This window comes from Aeromonas dhakensis, assembly GCF_002285935.1.
GTDB classification, from domain to species: Bacteria; Pseudomonadota; Gammaproteobacteria; order Enterobacterales; family Aeromonadaceae; genus Aeromonas; species Aeromonas dhakensis.
Genome location: NZ_CP023141.1, coordinates 4,212,154 through 4,231,263 on the forward strand (window position 1 = coordinate 4,212,154; position 19,110 = coordinate 4,231,263).

The window sequence follows — 19,110 nt, forward strand, 5'->3', positions numbered from 1 at the left end:
CTCAAGTCATATCAACTTCAAAACTGGAGTCTTTCATGCCAAGACGTACAAAGATTGTAACCACACTCGGTCCGGCCACCGATCGCGAAGGGATCCTCGAGGGGATCATCCGTGCCGGTGCCGACATGGTGCGGATGAACTTCTCCCACGGCACTGCTGAAGACCACATCCTGCGCGCCAACCAGGTGCGTGACATCGCCGCCAAGCTGGGCCGTCACGTCGCCATCATGGGCGACCTGCAGGGCCCCAAGATCCGCGTTTCCACCTTCAAGGACGGCAAGATCTATCTGGCCATCGGCGACAAATTCATCCTCGACGCCGCCCTCGGCAAGGGTGAAGGCTGCCAGGAGCAGGTCGGCATCGACTACAAGAGCCTGCCCAATGACGTGGTGCCCGGCGACATCCTGCTGCTGGACGACGGCCGCGTGCAACTGAAAGTGGAGCAGGTCGAAGGCACCCGCATCCACACCACGGTCACCGTGGCCGGTCCGCTCTCCAACAACAAGGGCATCAACAAGAAGGGTGGCGGCCTCTCCGCCCCGGCCCTGACCGAGAAGGACAAGGAAGACATCAAGACCGCCGCCCGCATGAACGTGGACTACCTGGCAGTCTCCTTCCCCCGTTGCGGCGATGACCTGCGTTACGCCCGCGAGCTGGCCCGCGAAGCCGGCTCCAACGCCAAAATCGTGGCCAAGGTCGAGCGCGCCGAAACCGTCGCCACCGACGAGGCGATGGAAGACATCATCCTCGGCTCCGATGCCGTCATGGTGGCCCGTGGTGATCTGGGCGTCGAAATCGGCGATCCCGAGCTGGTCGGCGTGCAGAAGAAGCTCATTCGCCACTCCCGCCGCCTGAACCGGGTGGTCATCACCGCGACCCAGATGATGGAGTCGATGATCAACGCGCCGCTGCCGACCCGTGCCGAAGTGATGGACGTGGCCAACGCCGTGCTGGACGGGACCGATGCGGTGATGCTCTCCGCCGAGACCGCCGCCGGCCAGTTCCCCATCGAGACAGTGACCTCCATGGCCAGCGTCTGCGTGGGCGCCGAGAAGCATCCGAGCCTGAACGTCTCCAACCACCGCATGAGCTACACCTTCACCTCGGTGGAAGAGGCGGTTGCCATGTCCACCATGTATGCGGCCAACCACCTGGAAGGGGTCAAGGCAATCGTGGCGCTGACCGAGTCGGGCACCACCCCACTGCTGATGTCCCGTATCAGCTCCGGCCTGCCGATCTTCGCCCTGTCACCGCACAACAAGACCCTGGCCTGGACCAACCTCTACCGCGGCGTCACTCCGGTGCTGTTTGACGGCGACGAGACCAAGCCGGTCTACGAAGTATGCCGCGACGCGCTGGACGTGCTCAAGGCCAAGGGATTGCTGCAAAGCGGCGACATGGTGTTGCTGACCCACGGCGACAAGATGGAAACTGTCGGCAGTACCAACACCTGCAAGGTGATGATGGTCGAGTAATCGCCCCTCCTGCCTGTAACAAAAACGGCTCCCGCGGGAGCCGTTTTTTTATGGCGAGACCGCCGCCTCAGCCGCGAAATAGCTCCACCTTGTCGCCATCCTGCAGGCTGCCGGCGCCGCGCACCACCACCCTGTCGCCCTGCTTGAGCGCCCCGCTCACCGCCACCTGCCGACTGTCGCCGAACAGCACGGTCACCGGCACCCGGTTCACCTTGAGTTCCTCGCCGTGCTGCTCCACCTGATAGACCACGCTCCCCTCGGTGTTGAGCACCAGGGCATCGCGCGGCAGCAGCATGGTCTGCTGCTCCGCCAGCGGCAGTGCCACCCGCACCGGCGAGCCGATGATGAAGCGCCCCCCCTCCGGCTTGAGGCGCAGTTCGATGAGGCGCGACTTGGGATCGGCGCTGGCCGCCCGCTGGTAGTAGACCCCGTGGCCGCTGAGCTGATCCCCTTCCACCCGCAGCCGGGTCTGGGGCGCCAGCTGGCCGGCCCAGACGATGGGGGCCTGCAGGCGGATGTCGGGCTGATCGGGGTTGACCAGCTCCAGCGCCTGCTCGCCGGCATCCACATGTTCCCCCGGCTGGATGAAGTGGTTGTTCACCACCCCGTCGAATGGCGCGAAGATGTGGCTTCTGCGCAGCTGCTCCTCAATCTGGCGCACCTGCACCCGCGCCAGCCGCTCGGCCAGTTCAGCCTGCTCCACGTCGTAGCGCGCCTTGTCGTACTGGCTCTGGGAGGCGCTCTTCTGACGATGCAGGGTCGCCAGCCGGCCAAACTCGGCGCGGGCAAAGCGCACGTTGCTCTCCCACTTGGCCTGCTCGGCCTGGGCCTGCTCCAGCGAGAGCCGCAGCGCCGCGCTGTCGAGGCGCAGCAGCTCATCCCCCTTGCTGACCCGGCTGCCGAACTCGGCGATCCACTCCACCCGGCCGCTCACCTCGGCGCTGAGCGCCGCCTGCTGGCGGCTCGCCACCGTGCCGCTGACCCAGATGCTGGCCGCCGCCTCCCCCCGGGTCACGTCCGCCAGGGTCACCATCTTGCCCTGTGCCAGCGCGGGGAACACGCCCCCCGCCAGCAGCGCCGCGCCCACAACCATCCTTGTAAAACCGTGTGTCATCGATGAGCTCCTTGCTCAGGCCCGCTGCCGAATGGCCTGCGGCACGTCGACCCGCTCACCCAGCCGCAGGAAGGCGGGCAGCAGGACCAGGGTAAACAGGGTGCTGCAACTCATGCCGCCAACGATGACGGTGGCCAGCCCCCGGTAGATTTCGCTGCCCTCGCTCGGGCTCAGCATCAGCGGCAGCATGCCGAAGATGCTGGTGAGGCTGGTCATGGCGATGGGTCGCATCCGGCTTTGCAGGGCATCGGCCACCGCCTGCTGGCGGCTCATCCCCTCCCGCTCCGCCGTGCGGGTCTGGTGCACCAGCAGGATGGCGTTGTTGACCACCAGCCCCAGCAGGATGACGAAGCCGATGATGGTCAGCAGATCCATCGGCAGCGGCACCAGCAGGCCGCTCAGGTAGAGCGCCAGCACGCCGCCGACGGTGGCAAGCGGCAGGGTGAGCAGCACCAGCACCGCATCCTTGAGGGAGGCAAAGACCCCCCACAACAGGATCAGCAGGATCATCACCGCAAACAGGAAGATGGCCCCCAGGTTGCCGAGCGCCTGCTGCAGGCTGTCGGCATTGCCGGAGACCCGCAGCTCGCCGCCAGCCGGCAGCAGCGGCCGGATGGCGGCAAAACTCTTGCTCTGCAGGGTGTCCAGCACCTGCTCCATGCTCATCCCCGCCGGGGGTGAGATCTGCAGGCTGATGCTGCGCCGCCCGTCAGCCCGAAAGATGCTGGCCGGCCCCATGTCGTGCTCCACCCGCAGCAGCTCGCCGAGCGGCACGATGCGCCCGGACGGGGTCGCCAGCGGCACCGCCTTGAGTTCATCCGGGTTGGCCGAGGTCTGTCCCATCAGCATGATGTCGAGCCGCTCCTCCCCGTCGAAATACTCGCCAACCCGCAGCCCGTCGCCGAAGGTCTGGATGATGGCGGGCATGGGGGTACGATCCCAACCCACCTCGGCGAGGCGCCTGTCCTGCGGCACCAACCGCAGCTCGGGGGCGGTGAAATCGAGATCCGGCTGCGGCCTGACCTGGGCCCCCGGCAGATCCTGCTTGACGATGGCCATGGCGGCCCGCGCCGCCCGATAGAGCTCAACCAGATCACCTCCCTGCAGCAACAGGGAGATGCCGTTCTCGCTGTCAAAGCCGCCGAACAGCGACCCCTGACCGCCAAACACCTGGGTGTCGGGGATACCCACCAGCAACTGCTTCATCAGCAGCTGCTCCAGCACCTTGATCTGGTCCTCCTCTTTCGGCCGTACCCCGATCTGGGCGCCGCCAGGGTAGCGCAAGATGTAGTAGTTCTTGAGAGCCGGCTCCTGCTCCCCCTTCATATAGGGATCCAGCCTGGCGATGAGCGTGTCGATCACCTCCTCGCGCTGGGCCTTGAGGTTGAAGCCCGGGGTGAAGTTCATCCAGACATCCACCGCGTCGCGCTTCACGTCCGGCAGGTAGTCCATCTTCGGCAGCAGGGCCCAGGTCGCCAGCGCCGGCAGGCTCATCATCAGGGTGATGACGGTCCAGCGCCGGCGGGGCGTCGCCGTCCAGCGGATCACGTGGCGGGTGGTACCCTGCCACAACGCCTCATAGGGGTCAGTCAGCCGCTCGCGCCCCATCCAGCGCGCCGCCACCGCCGGCAGCACGGTCACCGCCACCAGCATGGAGACGGTGACGGCGCAGGCGATGGTGAGCGCAAGGTCTGCAAACAGCTGCCCCTCGACGTCGTTGAGCAGCAGCACCGGCAGGAAGATGGCAACCGTGGTCAGGGTGGAGGCCACCAGGGCGGTCCACACCCGGCTGGCACCTTCCAACGCCGCCTCCCCCTTGCTCAGATCCCCTCGCTCGTGGCGCCGATAGATGCTCTCCAGCACCACGATGGCGGCATCGAGCACCATGCCGACCGCAAAGGCGATGCCCGCCAGCGAGATGACGTTGAGGGTGCGTCCCAGTACCTTGAGCAGACAAAAGGTGAGCATGATGCTGATGGGGATGGCGATCGCGATCATCAGGGTCGCCTTGAGCCGGCGCAGAAAGACCCAGAGGATGGCGCAGGAGAGCAGCACGCCGAGCCCCAGGTTGGCGGTTACCATGCTCACCGCCCGGTTGATGTAGAGGGAGGCGTCGAACGACTGCTCCATGTGCAGGCCGACCGGCTCCAGCACCTCGCGGTTGAGCTCGCCCACCTTGAGCTTGATCGCCTCCAGCGCCGCCAGGGCGTTGGCCCCGCTCTCCTTGAAGATCTGCGCCGCGATGGCGGTGTTGCCGTTCTGGATGCGCAGCACCGGGTTCTCCTCCCGGGCCAGCTGGATCTCCGCCACGTCCCGCAGATAGATGGGCAGGCCGTCGCGCCAGTCCACCACCTTGTCTCCCAGGGTCGCCACGTCGTAGCGGCCGGCAAAGCGCAGCTTGTACTCCCAACGGCCGATGTCGAGGGTGCCGGCGGAGACGTCCCAGCCGGTGCCGGCCCGGCTGGCCAGCACCGGGATCTCCACCCCCAGCTCGGCGGCGCGGTAGGGGTCGAAACGGATCTGGATCTGGCGCTCGTTGATCCCCTGGATGTCGACGGTCGATACCCCGGGGATCCGCTCCAGCTCGGGTTTTATCCGCGCCTCGATCAGCGCCTGGTGATCGTCGATCGGCCCCTTGGCGCCGGGCAGCTGCTGGATGAAGAAGAAGGTCAGGGTGTCGTTGTTGCTGTAGTTGTTGACGTAGGGACCGCCTATCTTGTCCGGCAACCCGGAGACCCGGTTCAGGCGGGAGATGACGTCAAGCTGGGCCCGCTGCATGTCTGTGCCGAGGGCAAACTCCAGATCGATCTCGGTGAAGCCGGGGAAGCTGTTGCTGGTGAGATTCTTGAGCCCCTGCACCCCCTGCATCTCCTGCTCGATGGGGTCGGTTATCTCCGACTCCATCTCCTGGGGTGAGGCCGAGCGCCAGTCCACCGAGATGTTGAGGTGCGGGCGATCGATGTCGGGAAACAGCTGGATCGGCAGCCCCCGGATGCTGAGCAGGCCCAGCAGAAAAATCAGCACGATCGAGACCGCCACCCAGATGGGACGTTCGATCGCCGTTTTGGCGAGATTCATTCACTCTTCCTGAGTTTGTTGTTGTCGGCCATTCCGCTGGCCTTGCTTCCTGCCCCAAGGGTGGGGGGCCATTGCATTAAACTGGAATTAATCGAGGTTGTAAATGCATGGTTAACAAACAAAAAAACCGGCCATATCGGCCGGTTTCAGATTCAGGAGCGAGTGCCCTCTCAGGCGGCGTGCACCACCGGATTTTGCTGGGATAACCCCTCCAGCTCGCCCGGGGCGAAGTTGTCCACCTGGATCGCCTCGTAGCGCAGGGCATCGGCGGCCAGCAGCTTGTCCGCCTCGTCCTTGCTCAGGATGGATTGAGACAGAGCAGCGGCAACCAGCTCCGGCAGCGCCAGTTTGCGGGGCAGCTTGCCCTCTTTCTGGGCCTGCACCAGCTTCTTCTCGTAGGGCTGCACCGAGACCATAGCCTGGAAGGCACGCTCCATCAGGCCGACCGGATCAGCCTCGTCCTTGCCGACATAGCAGAGCGCGGTCAGACGGTCGCGGAACTCACCCGGCTTCATCATGGCCAGGCAGATGGCGTGGCAGCGATCGTCGGCCGGCATCTTGTAACCGACGCCGAACGGGAACACCACCCGCTTGAGCACGGCACCCACCACCTTGTTCGGGAAGTTCTGGAAGAAGCCCTCGAACGCCTTGCCAATCAGGTAGAGGTTGCGCTCCACCGCGTACTGCACGAACGGCAGATCGGAGACCATGCGGCCCTGATCCTCGTAGTGCTTGAGGGTGGCAGAGGCCAGGTAGAGGTGGCTCAGCACGTCACCCAGACGGGCGGAGATCATCTCCTTGCGCTTGAGATCGCCGCCCAGCATCAGCATAGAGACGTCGGCGCACAGCGCCAGCCCTTTACTCATGCGAGAGAGCTGCTTGTAGTAGCGGGCGGTTTCACCGGCCACCGGGGCACTGTTGAACTGGCCCAGGGTCAGCCCCTGGAACAGGGAACCGAAGAAGTTGCCGGCGCCGAAGGCGATGTGCTTCATCAGCAGGGCGTCAAACTTCTCGAGACCGCGCTCCACGTCGGTATCGGCCGCCGCTTCCAGCTCGGCGAACACGTACGGGTGGCAGCGGGTAGCCCCCTGCCCGAAGATCATCAGGTTGCGGGTCAGGATGTTGGCCCCTTCCACCGTGATGGCCACCGGAATGCCCATGTAGGCGTAGCCGGTGTAGTTTTTCGGGCCCAGCTGGATGGCTCGGCCGGCGTGGATGTCCATGGAGTCATCCATGATCTGGCGCGCCATCTCGGTCATGTGGTACTTGGAAATCGCGGTGACGATGGCCGGTGCCTGACCGAGATCCAGGGAGCCGGCGGTCATGCGACGGGCCCCTTCCAGCTGATAGGTGAGGCCGCCGATGCGGGCCAGCGCTTCCTGCACCCCTTCAAACTTGCCGATGGACATGCCGAACTGTTTGCGCACGTAGGAGTAGGCGCCGACGGTGCGGCTCGCCATGTGACCACAGGCGGTGCCAAGGGCAGGCAGCGAGATGCCGCGCCCGGCGGAGAGGCACTCCACCAGCATGCGCCAGCCGCGACCGGCGTAATCCGGGCCACCGATGATCCAGTCGAGCGGAATGAATACATCCTTGCCGAAGGTCGGGCCGTTCAGGAACGCCAGCCCCATGGGGTAGTGGCGATCGCCGACGCGCACGCCTGGGTGACTGGTGGGGATGAGCGCGCAGGTGATACCCAGCTCTTCCTTGTCACCCAGCAGTTTTTCCGGGTCATAGAGCTTGAACGCCAGCCCCAGCACGGTGGCACGGGGAGCCAGAGTGATGTAGCGCTTGTTCCAGTTGAGGCGAATACCCAGCACCTCTTCACCCTTGTGCATCCCCTTGCAGACGATCCCCTTGTCAGGAATGGCGCCGGCATCGGAGCCCGCTTCCGGCCCGGTCAGGGCGAAGCAGGGCACTTCCTTGCCGTTGGCCAGCCCTGGCAGCCAGAAGTCCTTCTGGGCCTGGGTGCCGTAGTGCATCAGCAGCTCGCCCGGGCCGAGGGAGTTCGGCACCATGACGGTGACTGCCACGCTCAGGCTCTTGGTCGCGATGCGGGTAACGATGGTGGAGTTGGCAATCGCGGAGAACTCACGGCCGCCGTAGGATTTCGGGATGATCAGAGAGAAGAAGCCTTCCTTTTTCAGATAGTCCCACACCGGTTCCGGCAGGTCTTTGGTTTCGTTGACGATCTTGAAGTCGTCGACCATGGCGAGCAGAGTTTCGACCTGGTTGTCGATGAAGGCCTGCTCCTCGGCGGTCAGCTCGGCCTTGCCGTAGCCGTGCAGTTTTTTCCAGTCGGGGTTGCCGCGAAACAACTCGCCATCCCACCAGACGGAGCCAGCTTCCATGGCCTCCCGCTCGGTGGCAGACAAGGGCGGCAGTATCTTCTTGAAGATGCCGAACACCGGGCGGGTGACCACCTTTTTACGGATGGAGGGCACGCCGAGCACGACGGCTATCGCCAGCACCAGCAGGATAAGCAATGTGATCATACTCAAGTTCCTTCTATTTCACTGTTTCCGTTGATTTATTGTTGGTTGTTACACGGCCAGGGAGAGCCTGGTCGACTCCACGGGCGCCCCGACACCGGACGCCAGATAAGGAATGACGTTTCGTACCAGCCCCTCCACATCGAGCTGCTGGCCGAAATCGGCCTGGGCGATGTCGCGCAGCGCATCGGCCGAAGCCATGGTGAACACGACGGTGCCCAGGGTGAAGTGCAGCCGCCAGAACAGATCCGCCGGCGACAACTCAGGGTTGGCCTTGGAGATTGCCTGGGTGATCCGCTGCAAAATGGGGCCGTAATGGGCGGTGATGAAGCGGCGCAGGTGGCCCTGGCTGTCGATGTAGCCGCGTCCCAGCAGCTGCATGAAGATGGCCGGACCGTTGGTGCGCACCGCCACCAGCTTCATCAGCGGGTCGACGAAACTCTCGAACACCTGCAGCAAGGTCAGCTGCTCCTGCGCCATCAGGGTATGCAGGCGTGCATCCAGCTCGGGCATGAACAGACTCAGATAGCGATCGAGCACCGCCTGGATCAACTCCTTCTTGGAGCCGAAGTGGTAGTTCACCGAGGCCAGATTGACATCGGCCTCGCTGGTGATCAGACGCAAAGAGGTATCGGCAAACCCCCGTTCGGCAAACAACACCTCGGCGGCATCGAGAATGCGGTTTTTGGTATCGATTTTACTCACAGGACACCTCACTTAAACGAATGTTTAAAAAGTACGTTTCACAACCTTTTGTGTCAAGAGAATGTGAACAGGTGTTAGTGAAATGTTTTTCATGAAAATGGGGAACAAGGCGGGAACTTCACGGACGAATCGGACTCTATATCTATGCCACTGCAATTAAACATTAAGTCTCGCCCAACCTGCTCCATGCTAGTTGGGCATTTTTTTACCCTGCAGCCACCCAGCACGCAGGCAAACGGGCAAAAAAAACCGTCGCAGGGCGCGACGGCGGGGAAATGAGGTTGCACCATCCTGATCCAACCCATCGATGCGAGTTCAGGCTTTCATCGATGCATCCATCATGGCCGCCAAGCGTGTTCAAACTTTGTCAACCTGCACTCAATTTGTGACAAAGTATGACAAGCCACCACATGGTCTCGACCCGCCGCCTTTGCTATGCTGGCCCCTCACGCCAGAGGGGAAGATAAGATGAAGTACACGGTCGATACCCACACCCACACCGTCGCCAGCACCCACGCCTACAGCACCATTCACGACTACTTGCCCATCGCCAAGGCAAAGGGGATCAAGCTGTTCGCCACCACGGATCATGGCCCCGACATGGCCGATGCCCCCCACTTCTGGCACTTCGTCAACCTGCACGTGTTGCCACGGGTGGTCGACGGGGTCGGCATCCTGCGCGGCATCGAAGCCAACATCAAGAACATCGACGGCGAGATAGACTTCCCCGAGCGCTACGAGTCGCGGCTCGACATGATCATGGCGGGCTTCCACGAACCAGTGTTCCCCCCCTGCGACCAGGCCACCCACACCCAGGCCATGATCAACGCCATCAAGAGCGGCCGGGTCGACATGATAAGCCACCCCGGCAATCCCGCCTTCCCCATCGATATCCAGGCGGTGGTCAAGGCAGCGGCAGAGTATCGGGTGGCGCTGGAGCTCAACAACTCCTCCTTCAGCCACTCCCGCCCGGGCAGTGAAGGCAACTGCCGCGCCATCGTCGAGGCGGCGCGGGACATGGGGGCCTACCTCACCTTCGGCTCAGATTCCCACGTGGCCTTCAGCCTCGGGGATTTCGAGCACTGCCACCGGCTGGTGACCGAGGCCGGCTTCCCAGAAGAGCGGATCCTGGCGCGCTCCCCCCGCGCCCTGCTCGATTTTCTCGAAAGCCGCGGCCGGGCCCATATTCCGGAGTTCGCCGACCTCTGACCTTGACCGTAACTCCATGAGCTCACTCATAAAACCGAGTCCAGCTCATTGACTTGCCCCCGGGTTTTCAGGAATCTAGTGGCACGCCGGTATAGCTCAGTTGGTAGAGCAGCGCATTCGTAATGCGAAGGTCGCGGGTTCGACTCCTGTTACCGGCACCAGAGCTGAAAAACAACAACGCCGCATAGCTTATGCGGCGTTGTTGTTTATAGGATGTCCGGGTTCTGCTGCCTGGGGCAGGCCGGCTTGAACCGGCTAGCCTGCAAACCTCTCAGCTCATAGCAGCAACAGATTGTCCTGCCGATTGGAGGCGGTCACCAGCACCGGGATGGACTTGGAGGTCGGGGTAAACGAGCCCGCCCCTATGCTGTCAATGGGCACCAGCGGGTTGGTCTCCGGATAGTAGGCCGCGATGTTGCCGCGCGGGATCTCGTAGATCACCACCACAAAACCCGTCACGCTGCGCTCGCGCCCGTCGTTGCAGATGGCCGCCATGTCGACCCTGTCCCCTTCGGCAAAGCCAAGCTGGCGGGCATCCGCCTCGTTCATGAACACCACGTTACGCTGGCCCTTGATGCCACGATAGCGATCATCCATGCCATAGATGGTGGTGTTGTACTGATCGTGGGAGCGCAGGCTCTGCAGCAGCAACACCGGCTGATCCGACATCTGCTCGGCATGACGGGTACACTCCGGCAACACCGATTGCGGCAGGGTGCTGGCACGAAACTCTGCACTGCCGCTCGCGGTATTCCAGGTCAGCAGCGCCGCGGAGTTATCGAGATGAAAACCGCACGGCTGCTGGATACGGACATTGAAATCGGCAAAGCCGGCGATGGTCTGCTCTATGAGATCGCGGATGCGTGCATAGTCATCACGCAGGGTCAGCCAGTCGACTCGCTCGCTGCCCACGGTGGCATGAGCCATCCGCGCCACTATGTCGGTTTCGGAGAGGCAGAGCGGCGACACCGGCTCGGCTGCGCCGGTCGAGGCGTGCACCATGCTGAAGGTGTCCTCCACCGTGATCTTCTGGTTGCCGCTGTGTTGGATATCGAGCTCGGTGCGGCCGAGGCAGGGCAGGATCAGCGCCGCCTTGCCCACCTGCAGATGGCTGCGGTTGAGCTTGGTGCTGATCTGCACGTTGAGCTCGGCCTTTTTCATCGCCCCGTAGGTGAAGTCGGTATCGGGCGCCGCTGCCGCCAGGTTGCCACCCAGGCAGATGAGCACCTTGCTCTTGCCCTCATGCAGCGCCTTGAGCGCCTCGTAAACGTTGTGACCTGCGGCCCGCGGCAGACTCACCTGCAGGTGACGCTCGAGCCGCTCGATAAAGGCGGCGGTGGGCTTTTCGTTGATCCCCATGGTGCGATTGCCCTGCACGTTGCTGTGGCCCCGTACCGGACAGAGCCCTGCTCCCGGCTTGCCAATCTGGCCGCGCATCAGGTGCAGGTTGACGATTTCGCGGATGGTGTCGACCGAGTGCAGATGCTGGGTCACCCCCATGGCCCAGCAGCTGATGATGCGCTGGCTGGCGGCAAAGACCCGGGTGGCCTGCACGATCTCGGCGCGAGTCAGGCCGGATTGCTGCTCGATCGCCGCCCAGTCGGTGGCCCGTACCTGTGCCTCGTAGTCGGCAAAGTGGCGGGTGTGGCGGGCGATGAAGTCGCGATCCACCGCCTCTGGCGCCTCTTCCAGGATGTACTTGGCCATGCCACGCATGGCGGCCATGTCGCCCCCCAGTTTCGGCGTCAGGTATTGGTGGCTGATGGTGGTGGCCGCCGGAGTCAGCAGCTCGAGCGGGCTCTGCGGGCTGGCGAAGCGCTCCAGCGCCACCTCTTTCAAGTTGTTGAAACTGACGATCTTGCAGCCACCGCGCACCGCCTGGCGCAGGGCATTCATCATGCGCGGGTGGTTGGTACCCGGATTCTGGCCATAGACGAACACCGCATCGGCCTGGTCGAAGTCATCCAGCACCACAGTCCCCTTGCCGATGCCGACCGACTGGATCAGCGCTACCCCGCTCGCCTCGTGGCACATGTTGGAGCAGTCGGGGAAGTTGTTGGTACCAAACAGGCGGCCAAACAGCTGATAAAGATAAGAAGCTTCGTTGCTGGCACGCCCCGAGGTGTAAAACTCCACCTCGTCCGGGCTATTCAGCCCCTTGAGGGTGTCGGCAATCAGGGCAAAGGCATCATCCCAGCTTATCGGCTCGTAGTGATCGGTCGCCGGGTTGTAGCGCATCGGCTCGGTCAGCCGCCCCTGATACTCGAGCCAGTAGTCGCTCTGGGTCGCCAGCTGGCGCACCGAATGGGCGGCGAAAAACTCAGCCCCCACCGTCTTGCCGGTAGATTCCCAGGCCACCGCCTTGGCGCCGTTTTCACAGAACTGGAAGGTGCCGTGGTCGTTGTCACCCCAGGCGCAGCCCGGGCAGTCGAAGCCGTCGGTCTGGTTGACTCGCAGCAGGTTCTTGATGTTCTGACGGGTCTTCTGGCTGCGCAGCACCTGTTTCATGGTGGATTGCAGGGACGAAAAACCGCCGGCTTTGGCGGGCTTTTCAATATGACTCATGGCACTCTCCGATGGGATCCGCCGGGCGATAGCTCGAATAGCTGACCGGGGCATCAAACTTGGGAATATGAACGACGTTGAGGTTGTATTTGAGGGCCAGCCTGATCGCCAGCTGGCTGGGCGATGCCAGGCAGATGAGGTGACAGGCACCGAAACGGGCGGCTTTTTGCACCAGTTCGCTGCCACAGCGGCTGGTTACCACCAGGGTGTCGCATGCACTGTGCCGGCGCAGCAGCAGGCCGATCAGCTTGTCGAGGGCATTGTGGCGCCCGATATCTTCCCGGCAATGCAGGATCCGGCCCTCGGCATCCAGCGCCAGCGCCGCATGCAGGGCGCCATGCTGCTGACCCTTGAGCTGCCACTGGGCGATCTGCGGGCGCAGCCCCGCCAGCAAGGCCCCATCCAGCGGCGGCGTCAGCGGCAACACCGGCAGTGCGGGCAGCGCCTGCTCTACCGCCGCCACGCCGCAGATACCGCAACCGGTCGCCCCGGTCAGCCGGCGCTTGTGCTCGGTCAAGGCGGCCAGGGAGCGGTTGGCGATGGTCACATCCAGCACAATACCCTGTTCGGCTGGCGCAACCTGGATGTCATGGACCTCGTGGTTGTGCCGGATGATCCCCTCGCCAAACAGAAAGCCGACGGCAAAGTCGTCGAGATCGTCCGGGGTCGCCATCATCACCGCATGGTTGATGCCATTGATGTTGATGGCGACGGCTACCTCCTCCACCAAATGATCCAGTGAAGGCGAGGTAGGCAAATTGACGGGGATGTCGACGGGCACGTAGGCAGGCATGCAGGTTGGCCTAAAAATGCAAACTGCATTCAAGTTTAGAGAGGCGGCAGACGCAAAACCAATGAAATAAATCTATATGGCAATAGAGTTGTTCTATTGACGATGTTTTTTCAATTGATTAATTTTTAGATTCATCCTCGCCTCCCGAATGATCATGAACATCAAGCAGCTGCACTATTTCCACGAGCTGGCCAAACACCAGCATTTTGCCAGGGCGGCCAAGGCCTGTCACATCACCCAGCCGACCCTCTCGGCCAGCATCACGGCGCTGGAGAAGAACCTCGGCACCGATCTGGTGGTGCGTACCAGCCAGTTCGTCGCCCTCACCGAAGCGGGCGAGCTGGTGCGCCAGTATGCCGAGCGGATGCTGCTGGAGCAGGAGGCGCTCAAGCAGGAGCTGGCGCTGTTTCATGGCGAGCTCTCCGGCACCCTGCGCATCGGCATAGTGCCCCAGTCCAATGTCGACATCATGCCGCTCATCGCCCGCTGCAAGCAGCGCTACCCCGACATCGTCATTCGCCTGTCGGTGCTCAGCAACGAAGCCCTGCTGTCACAGCTGGAGCTGCACCAGTGCGACATCGGGCTGGGGTTTGACGAGCCGCTCACCGGCGGCGCCAGACAGACTTTTCACCTCTATCCCCAGGGGCACAACCAGATGGCGGTGCTGATGAACCGCGACGAGGCGGATCAGCGCCTCCCCGGCGACGAGCTGACCCTGACCGCACTGCAGCAGCAGCCGCTGGTACTGCCCAGCCGCACCATGCAGTTTCGCAAGTACCTGGACCGCGCCGCCGAGCGGGCCGGCATCCGGCTTGACGTGGTACTGGAAACCGACTCCCTGTTTCACCTGGTGAGCGCCGTGCGCCACCGGCTGGGCTGGGCCATCGTCAGTGCCGGCCTCGCCCGATCCGCCAGCAAGCTCTCGGATCTGGTCTGCCTGCCGCTGGCGCCGCAACGCGACATCGGCCACACCGCCTTCATCACCCGCCAGCACAGCATCACCCCCGCCATGCGCGCCTTCCTCGAGCTGGTGAGGGAGAGTGAGCAAACCAGCACACAGGGCTGAGCAGTGGCGAACGCAAACTCCGCTGGATTGATCCACCTTTGTCTATTTCAGCCAGCTGACATGACTCGAGTACAAAGCCAGAATCTTGGCAACGATGAGAAGATGAGAAGATGAGAAGCAAGCCGCGCTAAGCTGTACCAGTCGAGCGAATGGAGAGGGAGCCCTGAGCAGGCACCTCGTTTGGTCAAGGTAATACAGCAGTTTCAGCAAGCGTTGGCGCAAGACGTGCTGACCCGACTGTCACTGTGGGACCAAGTTCCTTGGGGAGAGATGCGATGAATCTCGCCATCACCCTAACGCTGACAAGCTCACTATCGAGCTCAACCGCCCAGATAGCCCAACGTATCTCTGAAGACATGGCACACCTGCATCACCGTCTGGGTGATGGGGTAAGTGATGAACTGGGCATCAGCATCAGTCACCTGGTCGAACAGTTTGCGCTGCTGGCAGCGGCCTACCGTTCAAACACCAATGATTGAGTTCAACGATAGCTTTAGCCAGGCCGCCGTAGCGGAAGCCATGTGTACCCATCCAGCTCTCTCCAAGCTCATCTGTCAACAGTTGATAATGCCGGGATTTGCCTATGCCCACGATGTGGAGAGGCGACGAATTGGCGGGCCACTGATAGCCCCCAACCCGGTGCAGCACAAGACCACGCTCTTTGTCAGTCCACGGGATATGCGTGAACATCTGCCGCGAGAGATTAACTTCGCCCGCTTTCGCTGTGTCTGTAATGCTGCGGGTTAGCCGGTTGGCGAGTTGCAACGGGTAATGGTCGGGTCCTACGTCAACCATGGTACCAATGACACGCCGCATTGGAGCTGCCATACATGACCATGACAACGCCCAATGCACCACCAATGGAGCCAGAGGCTGATATTACCAGGCTCCGAGTCCATATCGAGGAGTTCATTGCGCTGAAGCTGGCCCAAGAGTTTGATAAGCAGTTGGCCAGTCTGGTGCGTTCCGGCGTGCTGGACCTGGATAAATGGGCTGGCGCAAATCTGGTTCTTCCCCGCACCATGACCACTGCGCTACTGGAGGCTGCTACCGAGCGGGTGATTTGGCATAGCCACCGCCGTAGCTATCAACGAGACATCAACCGTCTCAAGCAATCGCTGTAGACAATCATCCCCACAACGTCATGTAGTTCCTCACATCTAGGGTGTTGGGAAGCCCAACCATGCATGACTTGCGTGATTACAAGACTTTGATCCCTCGGCAGATAACCGCTGCCATCGGCCAGCAACCACAACTCCACATCGAGCAATAACCCACCAGACACCACAAACCATATTGGTCGACTTGCTTAGCGATAACTAGGCCAGAGCCCAAACGCTCAAGTTGCTATGTGGAGCCAAAATGTAGGGCCATCCTGCCCCAGCCCGTGGACAATTATGCTTTAACCCATTAGTACACTCATTAAGCTATGGGATATGACGAAAACCTAGTCCAATGGGACAAAATTGACTATTTAAACAACAAGGTATATTTCAGGACAACTGAGAATTGAACGATATAGGCCATGAGAGAAGGAACATTGTTCCTCCACTTTTAGCGGGTTGGCAAACCACACTGCCACCGTGGGCCTCGACAATGGCCTTGACCACGGCCAGTCCGAGCCCGCTGCCGCCGCTCTTGCGCGAACGTGACGGATCCCCCCGGCGAAACGCCTCGAAGATATGGGCGGCGACCTCCTCGCTGATGCCGGGCCCCTCGTCTTCCACACTCAGGACGCACAGGGTGCCCGAGCGATACAGACGCACGGTCAGCAGGCCCGGCACCCCATGCTTCTGGGCATTCTCCAGCAGCGCCATCAGAGCCTGACGGATGCGAAGTGCATCGCAACAAACAAGGAGTTCGGCATCGAGCTCCCGCTTAAGGGTGAAACCGCTCGCGGCCAGAGAGGCGGCAAACGCCTCGAGCACCACGGCAAGCTCGTCTGCCAACCTGCTCTCCTCTCGTTGCAACTCCAGATGGCCGCTGTCGTTGAGACTGAGCACCCGCAAGTCTTCGATCAGGTGGGTCAACCCCTCCACTTGACGCAGCAAGCCTTCGAAGAGTTCACGCTCTGGCGGAAATACCCCTTCGGCCAGCCCCTGCAAACGGCCGCGCAAGATGGTCACCGGGGTGCGCAATTCGTGGGCGATGGCGGCATTCCAGAACTCCCGCTCGCGGGTCATGCTCTGCAGCCGTTCGGCCATGGTGTTGAAGTCCCGCACCAGTTGCGCCGTCTCCCCAATTGCCTGTTCATCCAGCGGCACGCGCGCATCGAGTTTGCCCTCTGCCACCTCGCGCAGGCTGTTCGCCACCGAATTGAGCGGGGTCAGGATGCGCCGAGAGAGGCGAACCGCCACGTACAGCGCCATCCCCAATGCAATCAGAATGGTCGAGCCTATCCAGAGCATCTCGACCCTGGAGGGTATCCAGCTCTCGGAGATGCTGCCAGGCACATAGGTCACGGCAATGGCGTAGAACACATAGGTGCCGATCACCGCGAGGGAGATGATGCCAAGCGCCATCAGCCCCAGGGAGCGGATGATCTGCCTGCGCAGGCCGGGGGCCGATGTCATGCATCGCCCCCGAAGCGATAGCCTACGCCCCAGACACTGGCGGGCACCCCCTGGATGCCGTGCGCCTCCAGCTTCTTGCGCAGCTTGCTGATGTGGCTGTCCACCGTGCGCTCCTGGGTATCCCCCTCTGGTAGGCAGTGGGTCAGCAGTTCGGCGCGGCTGAACACCCGTTTCGGCGCCCGCATCAGGGAGGCGAGCAACTTGAACTCGGTCAGGGTCAGATCCAGCACCAGTTGCCCCTCATCGCGGCAAAGGCTGGCCTCGTGGCTCTCCAGATCGATCTGGAAGGGGCCGACCCGCAACACCCGGGCCGTGGCCTGTTTTGCTGCCTGGCTGCGTCTGAGCACTGCCTGTACCCGGGCCACCACTTCGGCCGGATTGAAGGGTTTGACCACATAGTCATCCGCCCCCATGCGCAGCCCCATCAGCTTGTCGAGGTCCTGATCCAGGGCGGTCAGCATGATCACCGGCGTGTCGCCACGGGCCCGGATCTCGCTGAGCACCTGCCAGCCGTCGAGCTGCGGCATCTGCACATCCAGCAGCAGGAGATCGGGTTTGCATGTCTGGTGCATGGCCAGGGCTACACGGCCATCGGCGGCATGCAAAGTGCGCAATCCGTGGCGTTGCAGGTAAGCGGCGAGGATCTCGGCGATCTCGGCTTCATCCTCTGCAATCAGTACCAGTGACTGGGCCGCCGGGCTGGCGGAGGCAGGAAGATACGACATGGTCGGCCTCGAAAATGGTGGGTTTGAACTTTATCACCGCCTCCATGGATTCTCCACAAAGCCTCGAATCATTCGCAATAGCCCCTCTCCATAATGCCCGCTCGATGTGCTCTCGCGGCAACACCATGCCGGGGAGACGGTTTAACGAGGTGAGTATGATGTTTGTCAGACAGCGGTATGCGGGCGCTCTGCTTGCCGTCATTGCCGTATTCGGGTTGGCAGGTTGCGATGGGGCGCCGCAAGCGCAAGACGCGCCAGCCCTTCCTCAGGTGTCGGTGATGACGCTGGCAGGGCAGGACCTGGTCATCAGCGAGGATCTGCCCGCCCGGGTGGCCGCGGTGCGCAGCGCCGAAATTCGCGCCCAGATAAGCGGCATTGTGCAGCGCCGCCTGTTCGAGCAGGGCGCCGAAATCAACGCAGGCACAGTGCTGTTCCAGATAAACCCGGCCCCCTTCAAGGCGGATGTCGACAGCGCCGCCGCCGCATTGCAGCGAGCCGAGGCCGTGCTGGCCCGCGCGCGCATCCAGATTGACCGTCTGGTGCCGCTGCTGCGCACCGAGGCCATCAGCCGCCAGACCTATGACGACGCCGTCTCCCAGCGGGATCAGGCGGCCGCCGACGTGGCCCAGGCCAGGGCGACCCTGGCCCGGCACCAGCTGAACCTGCAATTTGCCAGCGTGGAGGCCCCCATCGCCGGGCGCATCGATCAGGCCCTGGTGAGCGAAGGGGCCCTGGTGTCGCCGACCGATGCCACCCCCATGGCCAGGATCCAGCAGATCGATCAGGTCTACGTCGATGTGCGTCAACCGGCCTCGGTACTGGAAGTCCTGCGCCAGCAGACAGGGTCGATGGCGCCTGAACTGACGGTGGAGATCCTCGGCAGCAATGGCAAGCCGCTCGGCATGCAGGGGCACATCCTCTTCTCCGGCATCGAGGTGGATGCCGGTACCGGTGACGTGCTGCTGCGGGTGCTGGTGGACAACCCGGAGCGGCGCCTGCTGCCCGGTCTCTACGTGCAGGCGCGCATTCCCCGTGCCCGCTATGCCAACGCTCTGAGCGTGCCCCAGCAGGCGGTGGTGCGTACATCGGGCCAGACCAGCGTGTGGGTGGTGGATGACCAGGGGCAGGCACAGCAAATAGCTGTCACAACCGGTGAGCTGGTGGCGCGCCAGTACCGCATCGTATCCGGGCTCAGCGCCGGACAACGGGTGGTGATCGAGGGGATCGACCGCCTGACCCCGGGTGTTCAGGTTATTGCCCACCCCTGGCAGCCCCTTGTTGCCGGCCAGTAAGCCGGCACCCACACCCGCTGAAT

General features: G+C 62.6%; 14 protein-coding genes and 1 tRNA gene. 7 read left to right on the forward strand and 8 right to left on the reverse strand.

From position 1 onward, the window contains the following. Window positions 1-35: 35 nt before the first annotated feature. The gene (gene pyk / locus CK627_RS19455; protein WP_005298729.1) at window positions 36-1,475 is read left to right on the forward strand and encodes a pyruvate kinase; all 1,440 of its coding nucleotides are present in this window, start codon (window positions 36-38) and stop codon (window positions 1,473-1,475) included. A 67-nt stretch (window positions 1,476-1,542) separates the two neighbouring features. Here pyk and CK627_RS19460 read toward each other — a convergent pair whose 3' ends face one another. The 4 genes from CK627_RS19460 to psrA form a co-directional block, all read right to left on the reverse strand. Further along, window positions 1,543-2,589 (reverse strand): efflux RND transporter periplasmic adaptor subunit, encoded by a 1,047-nt coding sequence (locus CK627_RS19460; RefSeq protein WP_017766576.1) that lies wholly within the window; start codon window positions 2,587-2,589, stop codon window positions 1,543-1,545. Between the two features lie 15 nt (window positions 2,590-2,604). Beyond that, window positions 2,605-5,667 (reverse strand): efflux RND transporter permease subunit, encoded by a 3,063-nt coding sequence (locus CK627_RS19465; protein WP_095593152.1) that lies wholly within the window; start codon window positions 5,665-5,667, stop codon window positions 2,605-2,607. A gap of 170 nt (window positions 5,668-5,837) precedes the next feature. Further along, window positions 5,838-8,162, reverse strand: a complete 2,325-nt coding sequence (locus CK627_RS19470; protein ID WP_005298724.1) for an acyl-CoA dehydrogenase — start codon at window positions 8,160-8,162, stop codon at window positions 5,838-5,840. Between the two features lie 48 nt (window positions 8,163-8,210). Continuing rightward, window positions 8,211-8,864, reverse strand: a complete 654-nt coding sequence (gene psrA, locus CK627_RS19475; RefSeq protein WP_005298722.1) for a TetR family transcriptional repressor PsrA — start codon at window positions 8,862-8,864, stop codon at window positions 8,211-8,213. A gap of 468 nt (window positions 8,865-9,332) precedes the next feature. On the opposite strand from psrA, the gene CK627_RS19480 reads away from it, so the two are divergent. After that, the gene (locus CK627_RS19480) at window positions 9,333-10,073 is read left to right on the forward strand and encodes a phosphatase (RefSeq protein WP_010634652.1); all 741 of its coding nucleotides are present in this window, start codon (window positions 9,333-9,335) and stop codon (window positions 10,071-10,073) included. Window positions 10,074-10,158: 85 nt separating this feature from the next. Continuing rightward, window positions 10,159-10,234 (forward strand) — tRNA-Thr (locus tag CK627_RS19485). Window positions 10,235-10,349: 115 nt separating this feature from the next. Here CK627_RS19485 and CK627_RS19490 read toward each other — a convergent pair. Together CK627_RS19490 and fdhD are read right to left on the reverse strand one after the other, a co-directional pair. Continuing rightward, complete coding sequence (locus tag CK627_RS19490) at window positions 10,350-12,638, reverse strand: FdhF/YdeP family oxidoreductase (RefSeq protein WP_095593153.1); 2,289 nt, start codon at window positions 12,636-12,638, stop codon at window positions 10,350-10,352. Next, window positions 12,625-13,431, reverse strand: coding sequence for a formate dehydrogenase accessory sulfurtransferase FdhD (fdhD, locus tag CK627_RS19495; RefSeq protein ID WP_167385390.1), 807 nt, complete (start codon window positions 13,429-13,431; stop codon window positions 12,625-12,627). Before fdhD ends, CK627_RS19490 begins: the two co-directional genes overlap by 14 nt. A gap of 154 nt (window positions 13,432-13,585) precedes the next feature. Between fdhD and CK627_RS19500 the strand changes: the two genes are divergently transcribed. From CK627_RS19500 to CK627_RS19515, 3 genes are all read left to right on the forward strand, one after another. Further along, window positions 13,586-14,497 carry a LysR family transcriptional regulator gene (locus CK627_RS19500; protein ID WP_167385391.1) on the forward strand — a complete coding sequence of 304 codons (912 nt, stop codon included), beginning with the start codon at window positions 13,586-13,588 and terminating at the stop codon, window positions 14,495-14,497. A gap of 275 nt (window positions 14,498-14,772) precedes the next feature. Then, window positions 14,773-14,976, forward strand: a complete 204-nt coding sequence (locus tag CK627_RS19505) for a hypothetical protein (RefSeq protein WP_043170893.1) — start codon at window positions 14,773-14,775, stop codon at window positions 14,974-14,976. Window positions 14,977-15,327: 351 nt separating this feature from the next. Then, complete coding sequence (locus CK627_RS19515) at window positions 15,328-15,621, forward strand: hypothetical protein (RefSeq protein ID WP_254425332.1); 294 nt, start codon at window positions 15,328-15,330, stop codon at window positions 15,619-15,621. Window positions 15,622-15,990: 369 nt separating this feature from the next. Here the strand turns inward: CK627_RS19515 and CK627_RS19520 are convergent, their stop codons facing one another. Further along, window positions 15,991-17,070, reverse strand: coding sequence for an ATP-binding protein (locus CK627_RS19520; protein WP_054545297.1), 1,080 nt, complete (start codon window positions 17,068-17,070; stop codon window positions 15,991-15,993). Beyond that, window positions 17,067-17,795, reverse strand: coding sequence for a response regulator (locus CK627_RS19525; protein ID WP_010634673.1), 729 nt, complete (start codon window positions 17,793-17,795; stop codon window positions 17,067-17,069). Before CK627_RS19525 ends, CK627_RS19520 begins: the two co-directional genes overlap by 4 nt. 155 nt (window positions 17,796-17,950) lie before the next feature. Here CK627_RS19525 and CK627_RS19530 point away from each other — a divergent pair, with 155 nt between their 5' ends. After that, entirely contained in the window at window positions 17,951-19,087 is a 1,137-nt protein-coding gene (locus CK627_RS19530; RefSeq protein WP_167385392.1) for an efflux RND transporter periplasmic adaptor subunit, read from the forward strand. Window positions 19,088-19,110 lie beyond the last annotated feature (23 nt).

Bases quoted from the DNA above. Each gene is read 5' to 3' on its own strand.
- pyk (WP_005298729.1), top strand. From the start codon at position 36: ATGCCAAGACGTACAAAGATTGTAACCACACTCGGTCCGGCCACCGAT.
- CK627_RS19460 (WP_017766576.1), bottom strand. From the start codon at position 2,589: ATGACACACGGTTTTACAAGGATGGTTGTGGGCGCGGCGCTGCTGGCG.
- CK627_RS19465 (WP_095593152.1), bottom strand. From the start codon at position 5,667: ATGAATCTCGCCAAAACGGCGATCGAACGTCCCATCTGGGTGGCGGTC.
- CK627_RS19470 (WP_005298724.1), bottom strand. From the start codon at position 8,162: ATGATCACATTGCTTATCCTGCTGGTGCTGGCGATAGCCGTCGTGCTC.
- CK627_RS19480 (WP_010634652.1), top strand. From the start codon at position 9,333: ATGAAGTACACGGTCGATACCCACACCCACACCGTCGCCAGCACCCAC.
- CK627_RS19490 (WP_095593153.1), bottom strand. From the start codon at position 12,638: ATGAGTCATATTGAAAAGCCCGCCAAAGCCGGCGGTTTTTCGTCCCTG.
- fdhD (WP_167385390.1), bottom strand. From the start codon at position 13,431: ATGCCTGCCTACGTGCCCGTCGACATCCCCGTCAATTTGCCTACCTCG.
- CK627_RS19500 (WP_167385391.1), top strand. From the start codon at position 13,586: ATGAACATCAAGCAGCTGCACTATTTCCACGAGCTGGCCAAACACCAG.
- CK627_RS19505 (WP_043170893.1), top strand. From the start codon at position 14,773: ATGAATCTCGCCATCACCCTAACGCTGACAAGCTCACTATCGAGCTCA.
- CK627_RS19515 (WP_254425332.1), top strand. From the start codon at position 15,328: ATGACCATGACAACGCCCAATGCACCACCAATGGAGCCAGAGGCTGAT.
- CK627_RS19520 (WP_054545297.1), bottom strand. From the start codon at position 17,070: ATGACATCGGCCCCCGGCCTGCGCAGGCAGATCATCCGCTCCCTGGGG.
- CK627_RS19525 (WP_010634673.1), bottom strand. From the start codon at position 17,795: ATGTCGTATCTTCCTGCCTCCGCCAGCCCGGCGGCCCAGTCACTGGTA.
- CK627_RS19530 (WP_167385392.1), top strand. From the start codon at position 17,951: ATGATGTTTGTCAGACAGCGGTATGCGGGCGCTCTGCTTGCCGTCATT.